Origin of the sequence: Microcoleus sp. D3_18_C4 (genome assembly GCF_036702355.1) — a bacterium.
Classification (GTDB): Bacteria; Cyanobacteriota; Cyanobacteriia; order Cyanobacteriales; family Microcoleaceae; genus Microcoleus.
Window position 1 is genome coordinate 1 of sequence record NZ_JAUBTF010000046.1, and the last position, 22,323, is coordinate 22,323.

The following is a 22,323-nucleotide window of genomic DNA, read 5'->3' on the forward strand; positions in this document are numbered from 1 at the left end:
TTATATTTAACTCACCTTGAATATATCGATCGCTCCTGCTAGTGGTCTGCGATCAATTATTCAGCAAACCCTACTTATGGCTAGCCAGCTCAGGATTGCAATAGACGGATGTGCCTCATTCTAGGTGTGGGCGATCGGCAATAAACAAGATTTATTACCGATCGCAGTTGAAAAGAATCAGATCGCTCCTCTTCGTTGGCGTAGCCCCCGTAGGGGCGGTTTGCGCTAACGTCATCCACCAAGTTTCAAGAGTTTGAGAGCTTTCTTAACCACTTCTAAGCGCGCTGGCTGCTTATAGCGCACCCTACCCCAGGCAGTTAGATTGTTACCTGAGTGAAATCGCTAGCGGTGAGAATACCAGGAGTAATATTGTTAAGCTTCGCCAACAATTGATTGGTGTCCGTCACAGTAATCAAAGTTTGATTGTTGCTGGAAGTAATACTGAGTTGATTGAAACTCAAACCAGAATTCAACCCAATTAAATCCTCTCCCTTGCGGAAATCATTAATGATGTCGCTACCCGAACTTTGATTGAGGAAAAACACATCATTTCCCGAACCACCAGTCAAAGTATCGTCCCCCATATCCCCGGAAAGGAAATCGTCCCCAGCACCGCCGCTGAGAATATCATTACCCTTACCGCCGTAAAGCGTATCGTTATCGGTGTCGCCGAACAGCACATCGTTTTCATTGCCACCCAACAGCAAGTCGTTGCCCTCACCGCCATCGAGACTGTCGTTTTCTTTGCCGCCGTAAAGCGTGTCATTTCCAAAATCGCCAAAAATTAGGTCTGCGCCTTCATTGCCAAAAGCAATATCGTTGCCGTTTCCAGCATTAATTGTGTCATTTCCTAAGTTGCCTAAAATGTAGTCGTTACCATCTTCACCGAGTAAGATATCGTCATCTTTGCCACCAAAAAGCGTGTCGTTGCCACCGCCGCCGGCAACTGTATCATTTCCTAAATCTCCCCTCAAAAAGTCGTCGCCCTCACCACCAACAACAGTGTCATTATCTTTGCCAGCGTAGATGGTATCGTTGCCAGCGTCGCCAGAGATGAAATCGCTGCCTTGATTGCCGAAGATTGAGTCGTTATCTGCGCCGCCGTCAATGTTGTCATTGCCGCCCATGCCGTAGAGAGTATCGTTGGCGGCTTGTCCGTTAATTGACTCGTTGATGACACCGCCCATGATGAAATCGGTACCCTCGCCGCCGTTGATAGTTTGTTGGACGGGGTTGGGGGTGATGGTGGCAGGATCTAGTTGCGGGGCGTTGAGGCTATCGAGTAGGGAATCATCTGAGGCCGGAGTTGGAGTCGGTGCGGGAGTTGGTGTTGGCGGCGGAGTCGGCGCAGGCGTGGGAGTTGGCACCGGTTCGGGCGTGGGAGTTGGCGCCGGCGCGGGTGTGGGAGTTGGCACCGGTTCGGGCGTGGGAGTTGGCACCGGTTCGGGCGTGGGAGTTGGCGCCGGCGCGGGTGTGGGAGTTGGCGCCGGAGTCGGAGTCTCAGTCGGGACCGGCGCGGGTGTGGGAGTTGGGACCGGCGCGGGTGTGGGAGTTGGCGCCGGTTCGGGTGTGGGAGTTGGCGCCGGCGCGGGTGTGGGAGTTGGGATCGGCGCGGGTGTGGGAGTTGGCGCCGGCGCGGGTGTGGGAGTTGGCACTGGCGCGGGTGTGGGAGTTGGCGCCGGCGCGGGTGTGGGAGTTGGCACTGGGACGACACTACCTCCCAATTCAAAAGAGCCGCTGTCCACGATCGCACCTGGAATGCTGTCGCCATCTTGAGGGCGAGTCACGCCGCGCTGATCCGTAGTGGGTGCGCCGGTGGCAACCCCTTTATCAATTGCCGGACTTCCTATCAGCAGCGGCCTGACTAAAGCGCCGTTGAGGGTTTGCAAAGGGCCAAGTAAGGGGTCTGCGATCGTCACACTTGTCGTCACCTTGGTATCGGTGTCAATCACCGGCCACTGAAAATTCCCTCCTTGATCGCTATATTGGGCGGTGGCGTGTTGCTGAATGCCCCAAGGGTTTCCTCCGTTAGCCGCTGTATTGTTGGAAAGAATCGTGTTTTTGAGGGTGACATTATTGGCATCGGCGAAGATACCTCCACCAACCCAGCCTGCAGAATTATCGGCGATCGTCGTGTTGAGAATGGTTGTGGGTGCACCAAGAGTCATTGCACCGCCGAGTTTGTTGAAATCACCAGCAGCAAACGCCGTGGAGTTGCCAGAAAACGTACTGTTAGTAATCGTAGCAGGGGCATTGCGTGTCCACAGGCCGCCACCTTGATTGCCGGCTTTGTTGCCCGCAAAGGTGGTGCTGGTAATGGTCAATCCCTGGTTGGTGCTGTCGCTCAAAATCGTTACCCCACCACCGTTTCCAGGGTTTCCACCGGGTAGCGCCAGAATTTCGTTATTTTGGAAGGTGCTCTTTTCCAAAATAACTTTGTCTTGGCTGCCGGTGAACAGATAAGCTGCGCCTCCTTCACCTCGACCTTTATTGTCTTGAAATACGCTATTGGTAATCTTAATTGTGCCGGAAGCTTCGCTCGGATTGCTGGCTCGATCGGTATAAAGTGCGCCGCCGAAACCTCTTAAGAAAGAATTGGGCTGCCCTGTGGCGAAAGTGGCTGCTGTGGTGTCGTTGCCGATGAATCGAGAGTTGTCAATTGTCAGCTTACCTTGAAGGCTGTTAATTGCCCCGCCGTTAATTCCTTTGTTGTTGGTGAAGTCGCTGTTGGTGACTGTAAAAGTTTTGAAACTCAAAAAGCCGATCGCACCTGCACCACGTTCATCGTTAGCTGCGGTAGCCACGTTGCCATTGAATTTACTGTTGGTAACAGTCAGGGTATTGTTGAAATTACCGAAAATTGCGCCACCGCCTTGATCGGCGACGTTGTTGTTGAACTGAACGTTTTCTACTGTGAGGTTTACTTCGTCGGTTGTGCCGATCGCGCCACCTCGATCAGCCGTTTTGCCGTTAGTAATAATCAGGTTTTTGACCGCAAAAGTGGTAGCAGTCGCAACGTTGGCATTGACAAAAAAGGCGCGGGATGCGTTGTTACCACTGATAGTTAAACCGGGTGCGGCGGCGCCGTCAATCGTGATGTTTTTGCCAACGGGAATATCGAGTTGACCGCTGGTGAGGGTAATGGTTTGGCTGGCTAAACCTGGAGCGAAGGTAATTGTATCCCCTGCAACAGCGGTGGCGATCGCAGCTCTTAATGAACCGGGCCCGCTATCGCTATTGTTGGCTACTACGATCGTAGCTAAATTACCTGGGTAACTTGCCATCGCATCGGCCTGCAAGGCTAAGGGAGATTCAATTTGGCCAGAAGCAAATTCTAAATTCCAGTCGCCGCCGCTGCCGGTTGTGTTGGTGGATGCCGCAACGTCAGCCCCGGTTAATTGACTGAAGCGATCGACGAAATTAGCACCTGTACCGCCTGCTACATCGCAGCCGTAAAGCATGATGTCTGCTTGTGGGGCTAGTGAAGTTTGCCACTTTTCCAACTGGCTTTTGTATTGCTCTATGTTATCTGAACCCAGAGCAGTATTGCCGAGTTGTAGGCTGCCAGAATTGCCGTGAGAAATAATGTGAACCGAGTCTATCGCCCCGTTAGTAGAGGCGTATTTTTCAATTTCAGAGCTGATTTGTTCGATGCCGTTTTTGGTGCGATCGAGTATTACTACCTGCTGTCCCGGCAGCACTCCCGCTGTAAGTGACTCGTAATCTTCCACGCTGGAGTCAATGAAGACTAAGGAGCGCAGTGGCACTTTTTCAAAAGCAGATTGTGAGTTAACTTGAGCGAATGTAGAACTCATATTGGAGACTCCATTAAGGGCATTATTAGTAGATACACCCCGGAGTAATCTCATCAGACTTATTTGATTATATCTTAACACCTAATTTGGAAATGGCGTCATTTTAAAAATATTTTTGTTGATTTATTTTGAGCCACATTTACATTTTATCTATTGATCATAATGAAAATTATGACCTCTACCGATGGGAAGATATTACAATATTTATATTGCAGATTTAAATAAATCAATCTAGGTTGTACCATCAAATTTTTGCGACATTATTTGGCTAAAAGTAGCCTGATTTCAGGTAGTCGGAAAGGGTGGAGGTAATTTCCCCCAGAATAACTCCTCTTAATTATATTGAGTAGTTTTTATTTGATTGTGATATTTTACGTAGAGGCACAATGCACTAGAGTTTCCCTAGCTGTATTTCATCCAAGGGAAAACTGAATTATGTAGATTTTGAAGAATTCTATATGCTTTGAAGCTGCTAGGTGGGCGGTACACCTAAATACTGATTACCAGGACGTTTGGTTGCATTTACTAACAGTCAATCGATTTTAGATTTTAGAATTGAAGCATTGACACCACGGATAAATTCGGGGGCAAGTTTCATCGGATACAGGTTTTTTATTTCTCTACTGATCAATCCGGGGGCTTGTATCCTGGATGCTTGCGGTCAAAACGATCTAATATTAAGTGGAACCTATGGCTGGAAATCAATTGGCTTATGGGGTGCTACCGACACTGTGAGGACTGCCATCCTCACTGCAAAAGTGATTCAAGTTATTCAGCGCGAATTGAGATGATTGCTGATTTAGTCAGATCGAAATCGTTGATTGCGATCGCGCCTGCCTCCCTAATTAAAATTGTATTCGGGTTCAGTCGCTCTCGGTAGGTTCGATACCCTCCATTAAATTACTCTCCTTAATTAGCAAACAGTCGATCGCTCCCACCGCCGTTGCTGAGTGTACCACTATATTGATCGGCATAACACGAACCAAGTCCGTTGTTTTGAGTCATAGAGGTATGCGATTTTGACAATTGACTTTTGTATGGTTCCAGGTAATCTGAACTGAGGATAACAAAGCCTAATTGCACTTGGTTCGAGCTGCCGCCAGAAGTCGAGCCAAATTTGTCAATCTCTCTAAGGATAGAGGCAGATTTTTGAAGTGCGGAGGTGATTTTCTCGATGCACTCAGATTCCCCAGCCAAAATTGTGGAAACAAAATATCCACCTTCATTGATGCTGGAGTCATTGAATACAAAGCTTTGGGATGGGGGATCTGCGTATTCCGAGGCGGGAGTCGTTTCCCTGAAAGAAGTTAACATATTCCGTCCTCCAAAAGTGTGTTTAGCGGTAGATACAGCCTTGGAGTCAGAGCTTCTGAAACTGCCAGCGACCTTGTTTATTTCGCCCATTCTTATTTAACCTATCTATTAGTTTCCCCTATTTCTGCAGCACTGCCATCCGCGATCGCACGGAATTTATATTCTGCGTGTTTTCCCTGACTTCCGGCAAACGCCAAATTACCGATCGATCCGGTATCCTATCCGTGATCCCACTTTCAAAAAAGAATCCAACTGTAAGCCGGTGCTTCAAACCTCGATAGTCTTCAGTCATGCCCCCATCTAAAATCTAAAATCTAAAAGGGTATGACACTTAGTAGATGGGCCTCGCAACTGCACCGCTCAAGATTCTGTGGAAGATGGCGGTTTTTTCCCTGCATTGCGAATATTAATAATCTTGTTGAGCGCCTCAAACCAAAAAGCAGCCCCCATAGAAATAGCTACGCCGCTTAATATCCAACCAAACAATTTGGAAATCAAAGCCAGCCACAATAAATTCCCCTTGGCATCTCGTTCCAAGCTGTTCTGTTCGCTCCATCCAAAAGGCAGGGCTACCTCATCCAAAGCTATATCTACATCCTTTTGAACTTTTCTCAGACTTGTTAAATTATCTAATTTAGTCTTAGCATTTTTTTCCACCAACTGCTCAGCGTACACATTAACAGTCGATCGCAACATCGAATCCTTCGACAACCGATTAATAATATGAATGCTATCAGCATTAGCAGCTACAGCGATCGCAGTTCCGAGCAAAATCGCCACCCCTCTGGCATTCCGCTTGTAAACACCAGAAGCACGCTCCATCGATTGGTCAAACCAAATTTCAATTTCTTTCTGAAACCGCTGCAACTGCTCTTGAGTATCTCCGCCGCCTTTTTCAGCGCGCTGCGCTAAAATATAAAGGCTGCGTTTCAAAGATTCTGGCATACTGTCCAAGGTTTCTTGAATTTGTTGATAAATCGGACTCTCCTCTTTGATATCCATAATTTCTGCAACCGTATCTTGACTTTTTTTAACAGTATTTAACAGATTGCTGAAACTCGGTTGCAGTTGCCCTAGCAGCGCCACCCGCTCAGTTTTGCTGTCAAAACGAGCCTTGACAAAGGCCATCTGCCTCTGAAATTCTCTCCCTCCCAGCTCGGTTTCTGGTAGATAAACCTGAGAATCCTTAATATAAAATCCTAGCTTTTCCGACATTCGATCTAAGCTGTTGTTCAAACTTGCTAAATTGTTTTGATAATCTTCAACAACTCGATTGAACTCCGCAGTCAGCCACCTAAATTCTTGCTTAATAATCGGTTTGGTAGCATCCGGCAAACTCAGATGTTCTCCAATCTGTTGAATTTGGGCTAATTGTAAATCTTTAAATCTTTCCAATCTGGTTTTAGAGATAGAGCCTACCAAACTAGAAACCTTTAAAGTCTCCAAAAGGCTAGCCGAAAAACACTCGGCTGGAATATAAGAAGGCCCACTGGATTTATTGCCGAATACATTTTTAGTACCCGTAACTCCGTGGTAAAAATCCCCCATGCGGTGCGTAACAGAGCGGAATCCCTCTGATAACAGCCCTTTCGCTCCCTGATTCAAATCCTTGATAATCGGATTGGCATAAATCGAATGGGCTAACTGTCCGACTCGCTTAAATTGCAGGGGATCTTTCGATCCTTCGCTGCCGCCAGAAATCAGCACTTCGATCGACTTCTTTAAATGTTCCGCCCGCCACTGCCAAACAGTAGCAATCAGTTCCTGAATTTCCGAAGCTAGCAAGCTTAAAGTCAGGTAGATAAATACTAAGCCAATGATAATATCTATAATTACAGGCAAGTTCATGGTATTTTCCTAGTTGCAAATAACTGCTGTCTAAGTTTACCTTCAGTTTGGGACGCTCAAAACTCTCTTAACTTATGTCAGAAATCTTTCCATTCCTAAGCCGCAAACCGAAAAATCGCTGGAATGACAGCTTTACAGACAAAGTGTGGATGCTGGCTTTTCTGTTGGCTGCTGTGCTGATTTTCGGGCTGAATCTGGGCGGCGTGGCTTTGCGGGATTGGGATGAAGGCATTGCAGCGCAGGTAAGTCGCGAAATTTGGCGCGGCAACTTAAATTGGCTGTATCCGACGATCGACTCTATGCCCTATTTCAACAAACCACCGCTGGTACACTGGCTAATCGGGCTGTGTTTTGCCGTCGGCGGTGTCAGCGAATTGACGGCGAGGTTGGCACCGGCGATGCTGACGGCGGCTTCAGTGCCCTTGCTTTACGCCATTGGCAGGGAGTTGTTTCCTCCGCGTTCGATCGCCATTTTTTCTGCCCTCGTCTATCTGACGCTGTTACCGGTGGTGCGGCATGGACGTTTGGCGATGTTGGATGGGGCGGTTTTGTGTTTTTTGCTGGCGGCGATGTGGTGTTTGCTACGATCGCGCCGCGACTTGCGCTACACTTTGGGCGCGGGAATTGGGTTCGGACTCATTTGCCTCACTAAAGGCGTGATGTTGGGGCTGCTGCTGGCTGGGATGGGCTGTATTTTTTTGGTTTGGGATACCCCGCGACTCCTCACTTCTGCGTATCTTTGGGCCGGATTCGCGATCGGAACATTGCCAGTAGCTGCTTGGTATTTTGCCCAATGGCTGCACTACGGCCAATATTTCATCCACGCTAATTTAGTTAACGAATCTTTCCGACGCATTTCGGAACCTGTGAGCAGTCACAAAGGCCCGCCTTGGTATTATATTTTAGAAATTTTAAAATTAGCTTGGCCGTGGCAGTTATTTTGGCTACAAGGGCTACGTTTGAGTTGGGAAAATCGCAATTTTCCAGGGCCAAAATTAGTATTGGTTTGGACTGGAGTATATCTGCTGGCTATTTCTGTGATGACTACTAAATTGCCGTGGTATGTTTTGCCAATTTATCCAGCTTTTGCTCTTGCTGTTGGCAGTTATATCGCTGAAGTTTGGGAGCAACTATGGCTACCACCAGAACCGCTCAAAGAGGAAGCAGAAGAACGTTTTGATGCTATTTCTTTGTTGCCTCATCCCGCGATTTTGGCAGTGCTGGGTGTAGTTGGTGTTGTCGGCTGCATTTACTTCAGTGGCTTAGTGCAAATTGGGAAATACATTGTGCCGATGGAGCGAGATTTGCAGTTAATGCTGCTGTTTGTAGGTTTGACAATGACAATGGCGGCCGTGTTGCTGCACCGCCAAGACAGGCAGTTTATATTAGTTTTAATTTGGGGAACTTACCTGACGCTGTTAGTATTGGTGGCTTCAGATAACTGGGTTTGGGAACTGGCGGAGGATTATCCCGTTAAGCCGATCGCCGAAATTGTCCGCACAGGAACTCCGGCCGGTCAACAAGTGTTTACTTCTCACCGCTTGGGCCGTCCCTCGCTGAATTTTTACAGTCAACGCCAAGTTATTGTCGCCGACGCGCCGACGCTCAAAAAGAAATGGCAATCTCTTCCTAAACCTTATTTTCTGTTAGAAAAACCCGTTTTAAAACATTTACGTTTGCAGAATGCTGAGGTTGTCAAAACAGCCGACGATTGGGTTTTGGTAACTAAAAAGTAAGTTAATAGTTAACAGTCCCCTCCTTAGAGTGGGTGAGATAACTTTCGAGTGTCTAATGTTGCTTCAGATTGACAGCCTTACCCGGAGTGGACTTAAATTTATGAGAAATCAATCGAACAGGATCTAACCGCTAACAATCAACAGACTGCATTTCTATTTTTAACGCCGTTTCGACTCTTTGATACTCGGCCTCAACCTCTTCTAAAAGCGCGCAGGCCGGATCTGGTAAAGGCTGGTTAGCATTTGTTCCCATGCGGCCCATGATTTCGAGTTCCTCGCACAGCTCATACAAGCGAAAAGCACCGAGAGTACCGCTAATCGATTTTAAAGAGTGAGCCGATCGCCGCAAAGCCAGCGGATCGGCGTTGCACAGAGCCATAGAGATGCCTCGCAGCAGTTCGGGAGCTGTTTCGAGGTAAATCTCGATCGCCTCGTCCAAAGCTTCCACTTCTCGCAGTCCCTCTATAATCTTTGCACTCAGGGAATCGTGGCTATGTGACAAAGCCCGATCAAGATTTGATGTACCACAATCGATGAGGGCCAGCGAATTGGTAATTGTCAGTTGTGGATTTCCCGCAACAGCCACATTCGATCGCACTTCTAATTCACTCGTTCCTTCGATCTGTTCCGCCGGGGCATCCAAACAAACGATCGGCTGCAGACGGTCGAATGCAGAGTTCGATCGAGATTTACACGCTAGCAAAGCTCGCACCAACTGCTCAATTGCGATCGGCTTGCTCAAATAGTCGTCCATCCCCGCAGCCATACACTCTTCGCGATCGCCCTGCATCGCATTTGCCGTCATCGCCACAATCCAAGGTCTTGTCGATTTTCGATTTTCGATTTTCGATTTTCGATTGTTAGATTCCTCAATCGATTTGGGATTTTCGATTTTCGATTTTCGATTGTTAGATTCCTCAATCGATTTGGGATTTTCGATTTTCGATTTTCGATTATTAGATTGCTCATCAGTTACGGAAACCTCTGATTCTCCCGTGGGATTTTCTAAAGTTAAATCTGCTGAAAATTGCTCGCGGATGTGGCGGGTAGTTTCCAGTCCGTCCATTTCCGGCATTTGCACATCCATCAGCACCACATCATAAGGCTGGCGGCGCAAAGCTTCGAGCACTTCGATACCGTTTCCCGCCACATCCGCGCGATACCCCATCCGCTGTAAAATTTGCAAAGCCACCTTCTGATTCACCAAATGATCGTCAGCCAACAGAATCCGCAGAGGTAAGTTCTCGGCCAGCACGGGTATGGTTTGCAAGAAAGGCCCGCTAGTGCGCTGCCCTTTAAATTCCGTTGTCTGTTCTCCAAAAATATTGATTAAAACATTGTAAAGCTGAGATTGTTTGATGGGTTTATTCAAAAAAGCAGCAAAATCCATCTCCATAGCAGGGGGGTTAATTTCTTGCCTGCCGATCGAAGTTAGCATCACTAACGGCAACTTTTCGCAATCAGGATATCGGCGAATTTGCGACGCTAAAGCTAACCCGTCCATTTCCGGCATTTGCATATCCAAAACTGCCAAGTCAAACATCTCTTTAGCAGCCAGCCAATCTAAAGCCAAACGAGCCGAAGCTGAAGCCCTAACCACCATTCCCCAAGACTGAGCTTGGAGAGTCAAAATTCTGCGGTTGGTAGCATTGTCATCGACAATTAAGACTCGCTTGCCAGCTAATTCAGGTTGAGAATTGCTCAAGTTAAGTGGTAAGGAATTCTTGCAGCCAGAAACGATCGTACTAAAATAAAAAGTAGAGCCAACGGATTGCGTATTGTGGCCGATCGGCTTGTTACTGAGTACAGATTTGCCATAGCCATATTTTTCGGCAATTTCGCAAGATTCTGCCCATCCCAAATCAAAAACTGCCGATGATCTAAAATCTGCAGGAGGATTGCCCGCGACACTACCCATACTCTCCACCCACATCCGGCCGCCCATCATTTCGGCCAAACGCTTGCTAATTGCCAAACCCAATCCGGTACCGCCGTACTGCCGGCTCGTTGAAGAATCAACCTGACTGAAAGATTTAAATAGCCGATCCATGCGATCGCTCGGAATGCCGATACCGGTATCTTTGACCGCAAAATGTATTTCGTATGCTGGGTTAATTGCTACCGATTCGCCAGCAATTAATGGGGGTTCTTTAGCGTTAGCCGCCGACACTGAAATCTTTTTGGCAGTCACAGCAACCACCACTTCTCCAGCGTCGGTAAATTTAACAGCATTACTGAGCAAGTTGATTAAAATTTGCCTCAAGCGGGTGCTATCGCCGATCGCCGTTGCTGGTACAGTACGATCGATCAAGTAACCCACTTCCAGTTTTTTTTCTGCAGCCTTAGCAGCTACCAAGTCTAGAGATTCCTCAATGCAAGTGCGGATGTCAAACGGATGTTCCTCCAAATCCAATTTGCCCGACTCAATTTTCGAGAAATCTAGAATATCGTTGATCAGCGTCAGCAAGGCATCGCCGCTGCTGCGGATAGTTTCTACAAAATCGCGCTGTTCGCGAGTTAAGGGCGTATCCAGCAGCAAACCGGTCATGCCGATGACTCCATTCATCGGAGTGCGAATTTCGTGGCTCATGGTGGCTAAAAATTCGCTTTTGGCTCTAGTAGCTGCCAGTGCTTGATCGCGAGCTTTTGCCAAATCTACGTCTGTTTGCTGGCGTTCGAGTTCGCTTCCCACCCACTGAGCCATCAGTTTCACCAACTCTCTGTCTACAGCTCGGAACGGTTCTGTCACAGGAGTCGGAGAAAAGAAGCACAGAGTGCCGTAAACTTCACCTCCCACCGTGACGGGAATGCCCATGTAAGCTTCGATGGGGAAAGCTCGATCGTCGCTGTTGAAGGAAAAACCCGAAAATCGCACCGACTCAAAGTAAATCGGTTCTTTTGCCATTGACGTAGCGACGCAGAAAGTTTTTTCCAGATCATAGATTTGGTCTTTGACGATCGACCCGTCGGGACACTCAACAGCCATTATTTGATAGTTGTCGCCTTGAATGCAGGACAAAATTCCCACGGACAGGCCTAAATGCCGACATCCCATTCCCAGCAGTTCTTGGAGGCGCAAATCAAAGGTAGAGAGGTGGTTGAGCGGGTCTGTACGGGGAGCCGAAGTTACTTGGTACAAAGCTTTGATGGCAGCTTCGCTTTCTCGCAGTTCTTGTTCTGTTTGCTTCCGCACGCTGATGTCGCGGGAAATGCCGATAATTTCTTGGACTTCGCCGGTTTGGGGATCACTGATCGTGCGGCCGGTGGTTTCAAACCAAATGTATTTGCCGTCTTTGCGGCGGATACGGTAGCTGACGGTGTAAGTAACTGGGAGGGCCAGGACTTTCCAGTGAGCTTTGGCAATGGTTTCTAAATCGTCGGGGTGAAAATAATCCTTGGGGACGCGGCCGATGAGTTCCGAAGGTTCGTATCCCAGTAAAGCCCGGCTGGCGGGCGAGACGTAGACAAACACGCCTGTGGGGTCGTGTCTGGTGATCATGTCGGTTGAGTTTTCGGCCATCAACCGATAGCGGTCTTCGCTTTCATTACGTTCGACTTGAGAATTGCCCAATGCTTCTAGCATTCGGTTGATGCCGTCGGCCAAGCTTGCGAGCTCATCTGCTCCAGTCATCTGAACTCTTAAGCTTGGGTCGCCGTTGGCTGCGATGTTGCTGACGCTGGTGCTCAAGGAAGCCAATCTCGCCAAGACTAATCTTTCTAGCAACAGCAGGGTGATGGCGCTAAATATTAAACCTACTGCCAGTATTGATAAGGTAAACAGCTCCAAGGTAGCCTGACCTTGGCCGTAGATGATGCGATCTGTCTCTACTCGCAGCAGCAGCGCTAGGTTGCCGTGGATGTCGCGAATCAGGGCGTATCCTGCGACTAAGCTGTCGCTGAGTGGCTCGACTAAAATTTCTACTGATTTGAGGTTGGAAATTTTGAGTTTGACATTTTCCAGCTCCTGCCTCGATCGAGCCAGCCCCTTGGCGCTGTGCCCGGAGTAGTTCGCGGCTCCAACTTTAAAATCTAAACTCGGCAATCTAAAATCCACTGACAGGTGAGTCAGTTCTGAAAGCAAACCGATTTCGCTGCTGTCGAGGTAGCGTCCCAAGATCAGCGTTCCCCGCGACGGGCCTTGGGCGTTGCTGTTGAAGATGGGCTTGGCGGCAATCAGCAGTCTGGCTTCTGGCAAGGTGAGGACGCCTGTTTTGGCTGCGGGGCGATCGCCCTCGACTGTCGATGAGTCTAGTAGTGCCTCGGTCAAGTGCTGTTTAAAGCTTTCGGGAATCGGGATTTCTGTTTGGGATTTGAGGTCGAAACCTTTGCTGAAGATCGTCTTACCGTTGGAGTCCAGCAGCACCAATAAGTTTAGTCTCAAGTAAATAAATGTCGAATCGACGAAATTTGACTTGACAAATTTTTCGTTCCGTGTTTCGACGAAAGAGTAAGTATCGTCCCACTCGGCGTAATCTTGGGCGCTGGTGTCTAAATTCGACAAGTCATCATCTAATGCGTCCAAAGCCCGTGCGACATCCTGGCGGACGTACTGTGCCTCCAGGTTGTGAAAATCATGCAGCAAAATAGTTGATGCAGTGGCATAGAGAACCACAATCAGGCTGATCAGCGCTGCACCGATGATTAATAGTGTTTTTTTTCGGAGTTGCATGGCGTCGCCCTCCTCACGGTGCTAATAGGCAACTAGCCAGGAGAGGTTTGAGACGTAGGTTGTTTAGCATTGGCGATCGCAGGGCCTGCGTGTTTGGACTTTTCTGGGCTGACGAAAGCAAAGCCCTTGGTATTTCCAAGGTATCCGGTATGTTGCCCCCCACAGTCAGTGTAGTATTTTCACAGCTTTAGTTCCATATTATTTACAACCTATGACCTACAAGTTATAACCTGACGATCGGCATCTTCAACATAAACCGCCGATCGAACTCAAAACAATTCGCGTTTGATACTGACGCAGCCAGGGATGTGGGCGGTTGGGAGAACAGGCGTGCTGGGTGGAGAACCCTCTCTATTATTGTACCTAAAAAATATTGAGGAGAGAGGGAACTGGCCCGCGAAGTTTGCTTTGCCAAAAGGTTCTCACTCCAATAACTGTTTTGATTTTTGTCATTCTTCAGCAATCCTTGCAACAGTTGTAGAATCTGCCGAAAAGCAAATCCCGCCGGGAAGCCTGAACCACGTTCAAAAATTGTGATAGGAGAGGTAATGAATATCCGGCGACTTTTCATTTACATCCGCAAATAAAATATACAACAATCAAAAAAAGCCGCTTTTTACTTTTCTATTTTAAATTAATCAAAACTGGTAATTAAAATGTATAGATTCACCGTTGGCACCAGCCTCAAAAAAGGGGTAGGAACTGGTTTACCATAACATTATTCAACCGTACTAACAAATTAATAAAAACCCGTTCCCACTTCCCGATCAACTCCTTTACTAACATTAGTGCCTGATATCAGTAGAAACTCATATCAGGCACTATCTGCAATCTGATCGCAACTTGGGTCTTTTTTATCGGATGACGGCTAAAGCACCAGCGCCGGCTGCTGCTGCGGCCGAGGTAAGAGCGGTGAAAAACAGCCACCAAGAGGCAACTTCTGCTGCTTTCCGGGTTTCTTCGGCTTGTTTTTCGGCTTGTAATTTGATGCTTTCGAGGCGAAGCTGTGCCTCTTGCTGCAAGCGTTCTGCTCTTTGCAAGACGCTGTTGCGGCTTCTTTCAATTTGGTCGATCAAGCGGTTGGCATCTGCTTCGGAAATGTCCTCGCGAGAACTCATTAGTGCTACTAAAGTATCGCGGTTGAAATGACCCAGCCGATCGCGCAAAGCATCAAATCCGGCTTGCGGATCGTCAAATAACTTCCGCACATCCCGCGTAATGCCTTCGTAGTTGAGTTCAGGGCGATCGAGCGAATTGAGGTAATCCCGAATTTTTCCGAGAATCCCGTCAATTACCGACTGAATACCCTCCTGTATTTTCTGAATTTGCATTGCGAACTCATCGCGCACCGACAAAATTCCATCGACAATGCGATTGGCTTCTGCTTCAGAAATATCCGGCCGCTGAGACAGCAGAGAAACAACTGTAGCTCGATCGATGTGTGACAAGCGCTCGCCCAAACTGTAAGCGCCGACTTTCGGGTCATGCAGCAGCAGTTGCAAGTCGCGCTTGATGGCTTCGGGATTTAATTCATCCTTGCCCGTATTACGCAAATAATCTTCTAAAACGCTCTGAAAATCCTGCACTTGGCTTTGCATCCGCTTTGCCAAACGGCGCGGCGCTTTCACAATCGAGCCAAGGGTTTCCTGCACTTGGTCGATAATTTGATTGACTTGTTCCTCGCTCAAATCTTGTCTCTGAGAAAGCAGTTTTACCAAAGTATCGCGATCGACTTGAGACAGACGGCCACGCAGCGCTAAAGCTCCTTCTTTGGGATTTTGCAGCAGTTTTGTCAAATCCCGCTGAATCCCTTCAGGATTGAGTTCTGATTTGCCCGTATTGCGGAGGTAATCTGCAAGGGCGGTTGTTGTATGGTCGTACTGATCCTTAGCTTTTTCGGCCAACTTTTGCGGCGCATGCACCGCGCTGTGCCAATTTTCTTCGGCGCTGTCGAGAAGGTGATTTACTTGGTCTTCGCTGAGGTCTTTCCGCTGAGATAGCAATTTTACCAAAGTTTCGCGATCGAACTTAGAAGCTCTAGCTCTCAGCGCCCACATTCCCGCTTCCGGGTTGTCCAGCAGCGTTTTCAAATCGCGCTTGATGCCTTCGGGATTAAGTTCTTCTTTGCCCGTAGACTTCAAGTATTCTTGTACTCTTTGCCACTGGTTGTCTAGTCGGGCCTGCGCTGCTTCTTGCAGACCTTTAGCATCTGCTAAAACTACATCTCGCGTCCTTTCCAACTCTTGAACAATCTGTTCTACTTCCTGGAATCCGAAGTTTTCGCGGCCTCGGAGAATTTGCACAAAACTGTCGCGGGTGTAAGGAGAAAGCCGATCGCGCAACTGTTCGTAACTAGCGTCGGAATCCTCTAAGATTTTTTTGAAATCGCTCCCGATACCTGCTGCTGTCAGTTCTTCTTTCGGCGTCAGCTTCAAATAAGTTTCCAACCGCCACTGCAAATCGCGAGATTTTTCTTGCTCCTCCGCAAAGATCACGGTTTGTAAAACGCGCTGTCTAATTGCTTCTAATTCCTGGGAAATTTCTTTAATTTTGTCTTGGGTAAAAACGCCTCTACTAGCCAGAATTTCGGCAAAATTAGACTGTTTTAGTTTTTCTAATTCGCGGCGCACAGTTCCAGGATCGGCTGTAGGATCGTAGAGAACGTCCCGAAATTCGCGCTCGATGGCTTGGGGGTTCATCTGCCACGAATAAGTGTTGAGTAGGTAGTTTTCTACGTCCGCACGAATTGGGCTGTAAGTTACGGGTTCGCCTTTGACTTGAGCGGTAATTTTATCAGTTTGCTGGGTAACTTTCTCTTTAGCTTCTTTGAGCTGACCGACTACTTTTTCCACATCCAAGTCAGAAATATCCGTGCGACCCAATACTATTCCCATTAAAGCATTGACTGCCATTGTCGTTGCTTGGGACATCATGGTCGGGCTTTGTCCAGAATTTTGACCGCCCAGATTGCTGAGGGCTTTTTCTACTCTACTTGCCAATTTATCTGAGACCAAATCTCCAGATTTGGCAGATTTGAGATAGTCTACTAATTGGGCGATGCCGTCTGATTGCTGCCCTTGTTTTCCTACTTGTTTCCAAGCATCTTGAAGTTGGTCTACAATCCGGTTTACGTCGCGTTTTGATAAGTCCGATCGCGAACTTACTAAATCTACGAGAGTTTGCCGATCGAGATTCGGCAAATTTTCGGCTGCAATAGTTTTTAGTTGCGGATCATTAAGCAATTTTTCAAACTCGCTACGCATCCCTTTGATGTCTAATTCTGGCGGTTTGAGGCTTTGGATGTAGTCTTCGACGTTTTCGCGCAAGCTTGTGGGGTCGATCGCGCTACCCAGTTCATGACCCACTGCTGCTGCTGCTGCTTTGGCTGTGGCGACTACTTGGTTGCTGGCTGCTTTGGCGCCGATAGCCGAGGCTGCTGTGCCGACAATGGCTTGAAAACCTGATGTGGCAGTGTTGACGACGGAACCGATCAAGGAACCGACTGTGGTGGAACTCACCCAAACCAGCATTGAGAAATAGGCTGCCCACACGACTAAACCGACGATCGCACCTAAACCGGGACTGCTAATCAAGCTGAGCTTAACTGCTAGCAAGCAAGCAAAGAATAGGGCAACGGTGACGGTGATTAGCGTCCAAGTACCTACCTTTCGGCCGATGTGGCGGACTGGGGGGCTGCCGCTATCCGAGTGGTGGCCGTCGTCGTGGGATTGTCCCATGTACGAAAGGCCCGCAGCTACTGATAAATTTGTTAGCAAGAGTTGGAAAGCGCAGGCTAGTACGACTCCAGCTATCAAGGCGATAAAAAATTGCGGCCCGGAATAAAGGAGTGCTGCGTCTTCTGCTGTGTTTGTAGTAGTCTGCTCTACTGGCACTTGGGCCAGCCAGAACCCGATGTTATACAGTTGTGGATTTATTGGCAAATTTTGATACATAGTATATTCCTCGTTAAGAGTGGGTGCGCGCGCTCATTGGCGCAAGTTAACCAATGTATAGTTTTAGACTCATGCCCCCAATGGCAAGCATCGCCTTATTGACGAGCTAAAGCATCCCCCTACAGTTGGAAGTGTAAAAATATGTCTGCAGCCGGCTGTCACTTTAGGAATATTTGTGCTATGTAAGTCTGATTAAAATAATCGCAGAGGAGAATCTGTGGTCGATCGATATTAAGAGCAATACTTAAGTGCCAAATAGTTTGCTAAAATTCTCCATAGTTAATCATTGAGAGGAAGTTTTGTGTTTGCCCTCAAACGAGCGCTCAAACTGAATAACAACGAAGCGACTTTGATGGCAAGACACGCAGGATTCCGGCGCGTAGTATTTAACTTTGGGTTAACCTTGCGGACTCAAATGTATAGCGAGGGGCAATTCACAGACTCGAAAGTGCTCAACGAAGTTAAAAAAGTTCTCACCAACTACGTCAAGAAACAGCCTGAATTTGGTTGGATGAACCAGTTATCTAGTCGAGTTTATCAAAACGCTTTGATTGACTTGAAAGATGCTTTTAGTAGGTATCGTTCGGGGAAAGCAGGTCATCCGAAATTGGCTCATCGCCGATCCGGTCAATCTTTTACGGTCGATTCGTCTAACGGCAAAGTTTTATTGGCTGCTGGCAGTACAATCAAGATTCCTACCTTGGGAAGTTTTCGACTTTATGAACCCTTAGAATGCGGATTCGTATCTCAAACTTTTACGATTTCAAAAGAAGGAAGTCGCTGGTTTGTGTCCTTCTGCATTGATGCAGAACGTTTGCCAGTTCGACAGCCTGAGAACTCTGTAGGAATCGATGTGGGCATTAAATATGCGGCCACCCTGTCAAACCAACAGGTATTTGATGCACCAAAGCCGTTAAAACAAGCGAAAACCAAGCTTGCTACCTTGCAACGCAAAGCCTCAAAACAGATAAGAGGCTCCCAAAGTCAGCGCAAAACCTACCATAAAATCAGCAGAATTCACGCACGGATAGCTCGTATTCGTTTAGATTTCCTTCACAAGTTAACAACTTATTTAGCCAAAACTTTTAAGCTAATCAAGATTGAAAACTTGAACGTTCAAGGAATGATGGCGAATCACAAGTTGGCCGGGGCAATATCGGATATAGGGTTTTACGAATTCAAACGCCAACTCGATTATAAGTGCAAAATGTATGGGGCACATTTAGTGCTGGTAGACAAATGGTTCCCCAGCACTAAAACTTGCTCGAATTGTGGCACTAAAAAAGATATGCCACTAGGCATTCGGACTTTCGACTGTCCTGTTTGTGGCATATCTTTAGATCGCGATTTGAATGCAAGTCTGAACATTTTAAACTGGGAACCCTCGGCTTGAGGGGGATAGCCTACTTATCTTGGGATTAGCCGTCTACCCAACAGCGTAGGAAGTAAACATGAATTGTATCTAAAGATGGCTTTAGATACGTTTAGGTAAGTTTTATGAAGCAGTCGGCACAGAAGCCCAGACAAATTGTTCACAATTCATCTACCAATGCCATAGCAAATTAGCTTCCAAGGAATTCGATAGTGCACCGAGAAAGTCATGCAATTATTATTGGCGGCAGTTTAGCAGGACTGTTGGCCTCTAGAGTATTAGCAAAACATTTCGACCGAGTAAGTATTGTTGAACGAGATTTTTTTCCAGAAAAACCCGCACCTCGCCCCGGTATCCCTCAATCCCGTCACCTTCACATCCTTTTAAATCGGGGAAAAATGATCCTAGAAGAGTTTTTTCCGGGCTTGGAAAACGAACTGGTAGCTGCTGGTGCTCCTAGTTTAGATCCGAGGTCGATCGGGTGGTTTAGTCCGGCGGGTTGGGCCCCGCAATTTAGTCCGGATCTAAATGATTTAATTATGTTCAGTCGGGATTTACTTGATTGGCAAATTCGCCGCCGCTTGGCTGAAAATACGAACGTGCATTTCCTCCAAGGAGGTACAGTAACGGGGTTGCTGGCGAATGCCTCGCACACGGAGGTTGCTGGCGTGTCGGTGCGTTTTCGCGATCGCCACAACCCTAGTAACATCCATACAGAGAATTTGTATGCAGATTTAGTAGTCGATGCTGGTGGCAAAGTTTCCAAAACACCTAAATGGTTGAAAAGTTTGGGCTATGAACCTCCACAAGAAACTGTTATCAATGCTTTTGTCGGCTATGCCAGCCGCATCTATAAATGCAGCGGTAAATTGTCAGAAACAGCGCCAGTATTTGTGTCACTAGCCCCGCCAGTTCGCACTCGTGGCGGTGCAATTTTTCCGATCGAAGGCAATCGCTGGCTGGTGACTCTCGACGGGGGCGATCGCGATTATCCCCCCACAGACGAAGCAGGTTTTGTAAAATTTGCCCGCAGTCTGCCAACCCCGACAATTTATGATGCGATTAAAGATGCAGAACCAATAACACCTATTTATAGCTATCGAGGTACAGAAAATCGTTGGCGCCACTACGAGCGCCTCCGTCGTTCTCCTGAAAACTTAATAATTATCGGTCATGCAGTTTGCGCTTTTAACCCGATATACGGACACGGAATGACGGTTGCTGCACTGGATGCTCAGATGCTAGATGAATGTTTGCAAAAGCAAAGAGAGCGGTATCCAGAAGGCGATTTAACAGGCTTTGCGCGAGAATTTCAACAAAAACTAGCAAAATTACACACTATTCCTTGGATGTTTGCCATCAGTCAGGACTCTCGCTATCCGGGAAGTACAGGTGCAAAACTAAACCTTGCTACGCGACTGACAATTGATTACATGGATTTGGTGTTAAAAGTGCTGGTCCCAGATGCTAAAGTTTGTCAAGCATTTGTGGAAGTTGTGCACATGATTGAGTCGCCGGCTGTACTTTTTTCTCCCAGTATTGCGCTTAAGGCGATCGGGCAATTAGTCACCGTTCGACAGAAGGCAGAATTAAGATCAAGAGTTTATACAGAATCAGGTTAGTTTTGCCAAGTCTATTTTTTCACCGCCGAGTAAGGAAGATAAACGCAGATGAAATCCTCTTCATCTGCGTTGATTTAACCTGATATGATGTCCGCTACCACCTGCATGATAAAAAGTATCACTTTGGCGAGTGCGGTTTTCGGGTATTTCACGTAATTAAGATGGGTAAAATCCGATTTATTACCGCAATTGTCGGTTTTTGAAATAAATCTAATGATTTATTTCAAAAACTGTTTGCAGTCACGACTTACCCACAAGAGTCGAGAAACCAGTTTTTTTACCCATATCCCTCGCGACTCACGCTATTTTGTCGTAAAAAAATCGGTTTCTGCTGCAGAGAATAATCTAGGCTTGTGCAATTGTTACTTGCCAGCCAAACAATCTAATTGTTCTTGCATTTGGGCGGTAACTCGCTCGAAACAAGCATCAACATAATCGCGATCGCGCGCCGCCTCCGAACCATACCTCTCAAATACAATCGGTTCGCACACGCGAGTCCGAATTTGCACGGGTAAAGGCAGGTTTGGCAAAGGCCCAATACTCAATCCCCAAGGCAATCCCAAATACACTGGCAATACCACTGGATCGATGCCAAATAGCCACGGCATTCCCAATTCATGCAATTGCTTTGCTTGTTCGTACAAATCTGCCAAAACTATCAAAGTATCGTGGGCACCGTGGGATATAATTGGTAAAATTGGCACTTCTTCTCGCAATGCTAATTTGATAAATCCCTTGCGTCCCGCAAAGTAGATTTGATCGCGCAAGTGGTGGGGGCGAAAAACATCTTGGGCGCCGCCCGGATAGACAAGAACCGGGGCATTTTTCCGCAAAGCTGCGATCGCCATTTTCGGATGCGCCTTGAGGGCTCCACACTGAACCGCCATGCTAGCAACATCAGGAGAAACTTGCCAAACAGTGGGGTGCATCAATCCGTAGGCCAAGCGTTCAGTTCCGTACCTGCGGAACCATTCGTATAGGAACATAAACATATCTGGAGCGGCAAGTCCCCCGTTGTGAGAACCAACCACGAGCATTTTTCCGCTGGCGGGTACGTGGTGCCAGCCGTCGCTTTGTACGCGAAAGTAGTAGCGGTACAGCCATTCCCAGAGTGGCAACAAAAGCTGAATGAAGTCGGGATTGCGATCGTCTAAAGATAGACCGTCAAAGGGATATTTAGAGGATTTGCCGTCTTTTTTGTTAGTAGTTTTTGTCACTGCAAAAATATTTAACGCTTTGGTCATTATATAGTAGAAGGAAGAAAGCTTGAACTCTCGAATAGAGAAGGCTTTAGTTATTTGGACAGAAGGAATAAGGGAGGAGATTAGTTGGGCTTTTCCTCTCCTTGTGAGTGTGCTAATCCCGATCGCCCTCAAAAAAAACAATTCATATCATTAATATGATCCCATTCCGAAGGAATCTACCGCATTAGTTTTAGCCAGTAAAAACCTCATAAACATGGAGCGCGGTTGCTATAGCAATATAATTAAATCAGAATTGGCGCAAATATTTGGTTTCTGATGTGAGCGGGCTGCTTTTGTTCGGAGGTTTTGTGCTGGTTGTCTCCACAGGAACAAAACCGTTTGCAAACAGCTACAGCAACTGTCGCTGATGGCGGGGCGACTTTAGCCAGAAAAACACAACTGTGCCTCAAGCCGATAAGTTTCCGTTTTGGAAGATTTTATCAAATTGACGCCAGCCCTCGGGTCAATGCTAGCGATTGGTGCTGTTTACCACAATTTTAAGTAAGGTACGATCGACAATGGAGTTATGTGAGCGCGATCGAAGAACTGTATCCGGCTTCCGACACCCCAGTACGACCATGGGGTCGATCGCGCCAATCGCCTGTCAATCGATTTTAGATTTTAGATTTTAGAGGCGACCCCACGGATAAATGCGGGGGCTTGAGGATTTTCGATTTTCGATTTGGGATTGATTCCACGGATAAATCCGGGGGCTTGCACCATCAAGAAATTCTTGGTCAATCTGAATCT

At 47.3% G+C, this 22,323-nt stretch carries 11 protein-coding genes; 3 read left to right on the forward strand and 8 right to left on the reverse strand.

The genetic code is table 11. The features are described 5' to 3' along the window. Positions 1 to 317: 317 nt before the first annotated feature. From QUA90_RS21015 to QUA90_RS21030, 4 genes are all read right to left on the reverse strand, one after another. A complete protein-coding gene (locus QUA90_RS21015) occupies positions 318 to 3,815 on the reverse strand; it encodes a DUF4347 domain-containing protein (RefSeq protein WP_333447511.1) in 3,498 nt (1,165 codons plus the stop codon). A gap of 909 nt (positions 3,816 to 4,724) precedes the next feature. Continuing rightward, positions 4,725 to 5,129: a hypothetical protein gene (locus QUA90_RS21020; protein WP_333447513.1), complete on the reverse strand. Its 405-nt coding sequence runs from the start codon at positions 5,127 to 5,129 to the stop codon at positions 4,725 to 4,727. A gap of 118 nt (positions 5,130 to 5,247) precedes the next feature. Beyond that, on the reverse strand, positions 5,248 to 5,421 hold the full coding sequence (locus QUA90_RS21025; protein WP_333323831.1) for a hypothetical protein: 174 nt from the start codon (positions 5,419 to 5,421) through the stop codon (positions 5,248 to 5,250). A gap of 68 nt (positions 5,422 to 5,489) precedes the next feature. Continuing rightward, the gene (locus QUA90_RS21030) at positions 5,490 to 6,977 is read right to left on the reverse strand and encodes a hypothetical protein (RefSeq protein WP_333447515.1); all 1,488 of its coding nucleotides are present in this window, start codon (positions 6,975 to 6,977) and stop codon (positions 5,490 to 5,492) included. Between the two features lie 74 nt (positions 6,978 to 7,051). Between QUA90_RS21030 and QUA90_RS21035 the strand changes: the two genes are divergently transcribed. Further along, positions 7,052 to 8,713, forward strand: a complete 1,662-nt coding sequence (locus tag QUA90_RS21035; protein ID WP_333447517.1) for a glycosyltransferase family 39 protein — start codon at positions 7,052 to 7,054, stop codon at positions 8,711 to 8,713. 130 nt (positions 8,714 to 8,843) lie between these two features. Here QUA90_RS21035 and QUA90_RS21040 read toward each other — a convergent pair whose 3' ends face one another. From QUA90_RS21040 to QUA90_RS21050, 3 genes are all read right to left on the reverse strand, one after another. After that, positions 8,844 to 13,382, reverse strand: coding sequence for a response regulator (locus tag QUA90_RS21040; RefSeq protein WP_333447519.1), 4,539 nt, complete (start codon positions 13,380 to 13,382; stop codon positions 8,844 to 8,846). 223 nt (positions 13,383 to 13,605) lie between these two features. Next, positions 13,606 to 13,953, reverse strand: a complete 348-nt coding sequence (locus QUA90_RS21045) for a hypothetical protein (RefSeq protein WP_333447521.1) — start codon at positions 13,951 to 13,953, stop codon at positions 13,606 to 13,608. A gap of 283 nt (positions 13,954 to 14,236) precedes the next feature. Next, the gene (locus QUA90_RS21050; protein ID WP_333447523.1) at positions 14,237 to 17,335 is read right to left on the reverse strand and encodes an MFS transporter; all 3,099 of its coding nucleotides are present in this window, start codon (positions 17,333 to 17,335) and stop codon (positions 14,237 to 14,239) included. Positions 17,336 to 17,636: 301 nt separating this feature from the next. On the opposite strand from QUA90_RS21050, the gene QUA90_RS21055 reads away from it, so the two are divergent. Both QUA90_RS21055 and QUA90_RS21060 read left to right on the forward strand, forming a co-directional pair. Continuing rightward, a complete protein-coding gene (locus tag QUA90_RS21055) occupies positions 17,637 to 18,728 on the forward strand; it encodes an RNA-guided endonuclease TnpB family protein (protein ID WP_333447525.1) in 1,092 nt (363 codons plus the stop codon). A gap of 191 nt (positions 18,729 to 18,919) precedes the next feature. Beyond that, the gene (locus tag QUA90_RS21060) at positions 18,920 to 20,329 is read left to right on the forward strand and encodes an FAD-dependent monooxygenase (protein WP_333447527.1); all 1,410 of its coding nucleotides are present in this window, start codon (positions 18,920 to 18,922) and stop codon (positions 20,327 to 20,329) included. A 362-nt stretch (positions 20,330 to 20,691) separates the two neighbouring features. Here the strand turns inward: QUA90_RS21060 and QUA90_RS21065 are convergent, their stop codons facing one another. Then, positions 20,692 to 21,573, reverse strand: a complete 882-nt coding sequence (locus tag QUA90_RS21065) for a glycerol acyltransferase (RefSeq protein ID WP_333323845.1) — start codon at positions 21,571 to 21,573, stop codon at positions 20,692 to 20,694. Positions 21,574 to 22,323: the final 750 nt, after the last annotated feature.

Bases quoted from the DNA above. Each gene is read 5' to 3' on its own strand.
- QUA90_RS21065 (WP_333323845.1), bottom strand. From the start codon at position 21,573: ATGACCAAAGCGTTAAATATTTTTGCAGTGACAAAAACTACTAACAAA.
- QUA90_RS21020 (WP_333447513.1), bottom strand. From the start codon at position 5,129: ATGTTAACTTCTTTCAGGGAAACGACTCCCGCCTCGGAATACGCAGAT.
- QUA90_RS21045 (WP_333447521.1), bottom strand. From the start codon at position 13,953: ATGAAAAGTCGCCGGATATTCATTACCTCTCCTATCACAATTTTTGAA.
- QUA90_RS21035 (WP_333447517.1), top strand. From the start codon at position 7,052: ATGTCAGAAATCTTTCCATTCCTAAGCCGCAAACCGAAAAATCGCTGG.
- QUA90_RS21040 (WP_333447519.1), bottom strand. From the start codon at position 13,382: ATGCAACTCCGAAAAAAAACACTATTAATCATCGGTGCAGCGCTGATC.
- QUA90_RS21025 (WP_333323831.1), bottom strand. From the start codon at position 5,421: ATGACTGAAGACTATCGAGGTTTGAAGCACCGGCTTACAGTTGGATTC.
- QUA90_RS21050 (WP_333447523.1), bottom strand. From the start codon at position 17,335: ATGTATCAAAATTTGCCAATAAATCCACAACTGTATAACATCGGGTTC.
- QUA90_RS21015 (WP_333447511.1), bottom strand. From the start codon at position 3,815: ATGAGTTCTACATTCGCTCAAGTTAACTCACAATCTGCTTTTGAAAAA.
- QUA90_RS21030 (WP_333447515.1), bottom strand. From the start codon at position 6,977: ATGAACTTGCCTGTAATTATAGATATTATCATTGGCTTAGTATTTATC.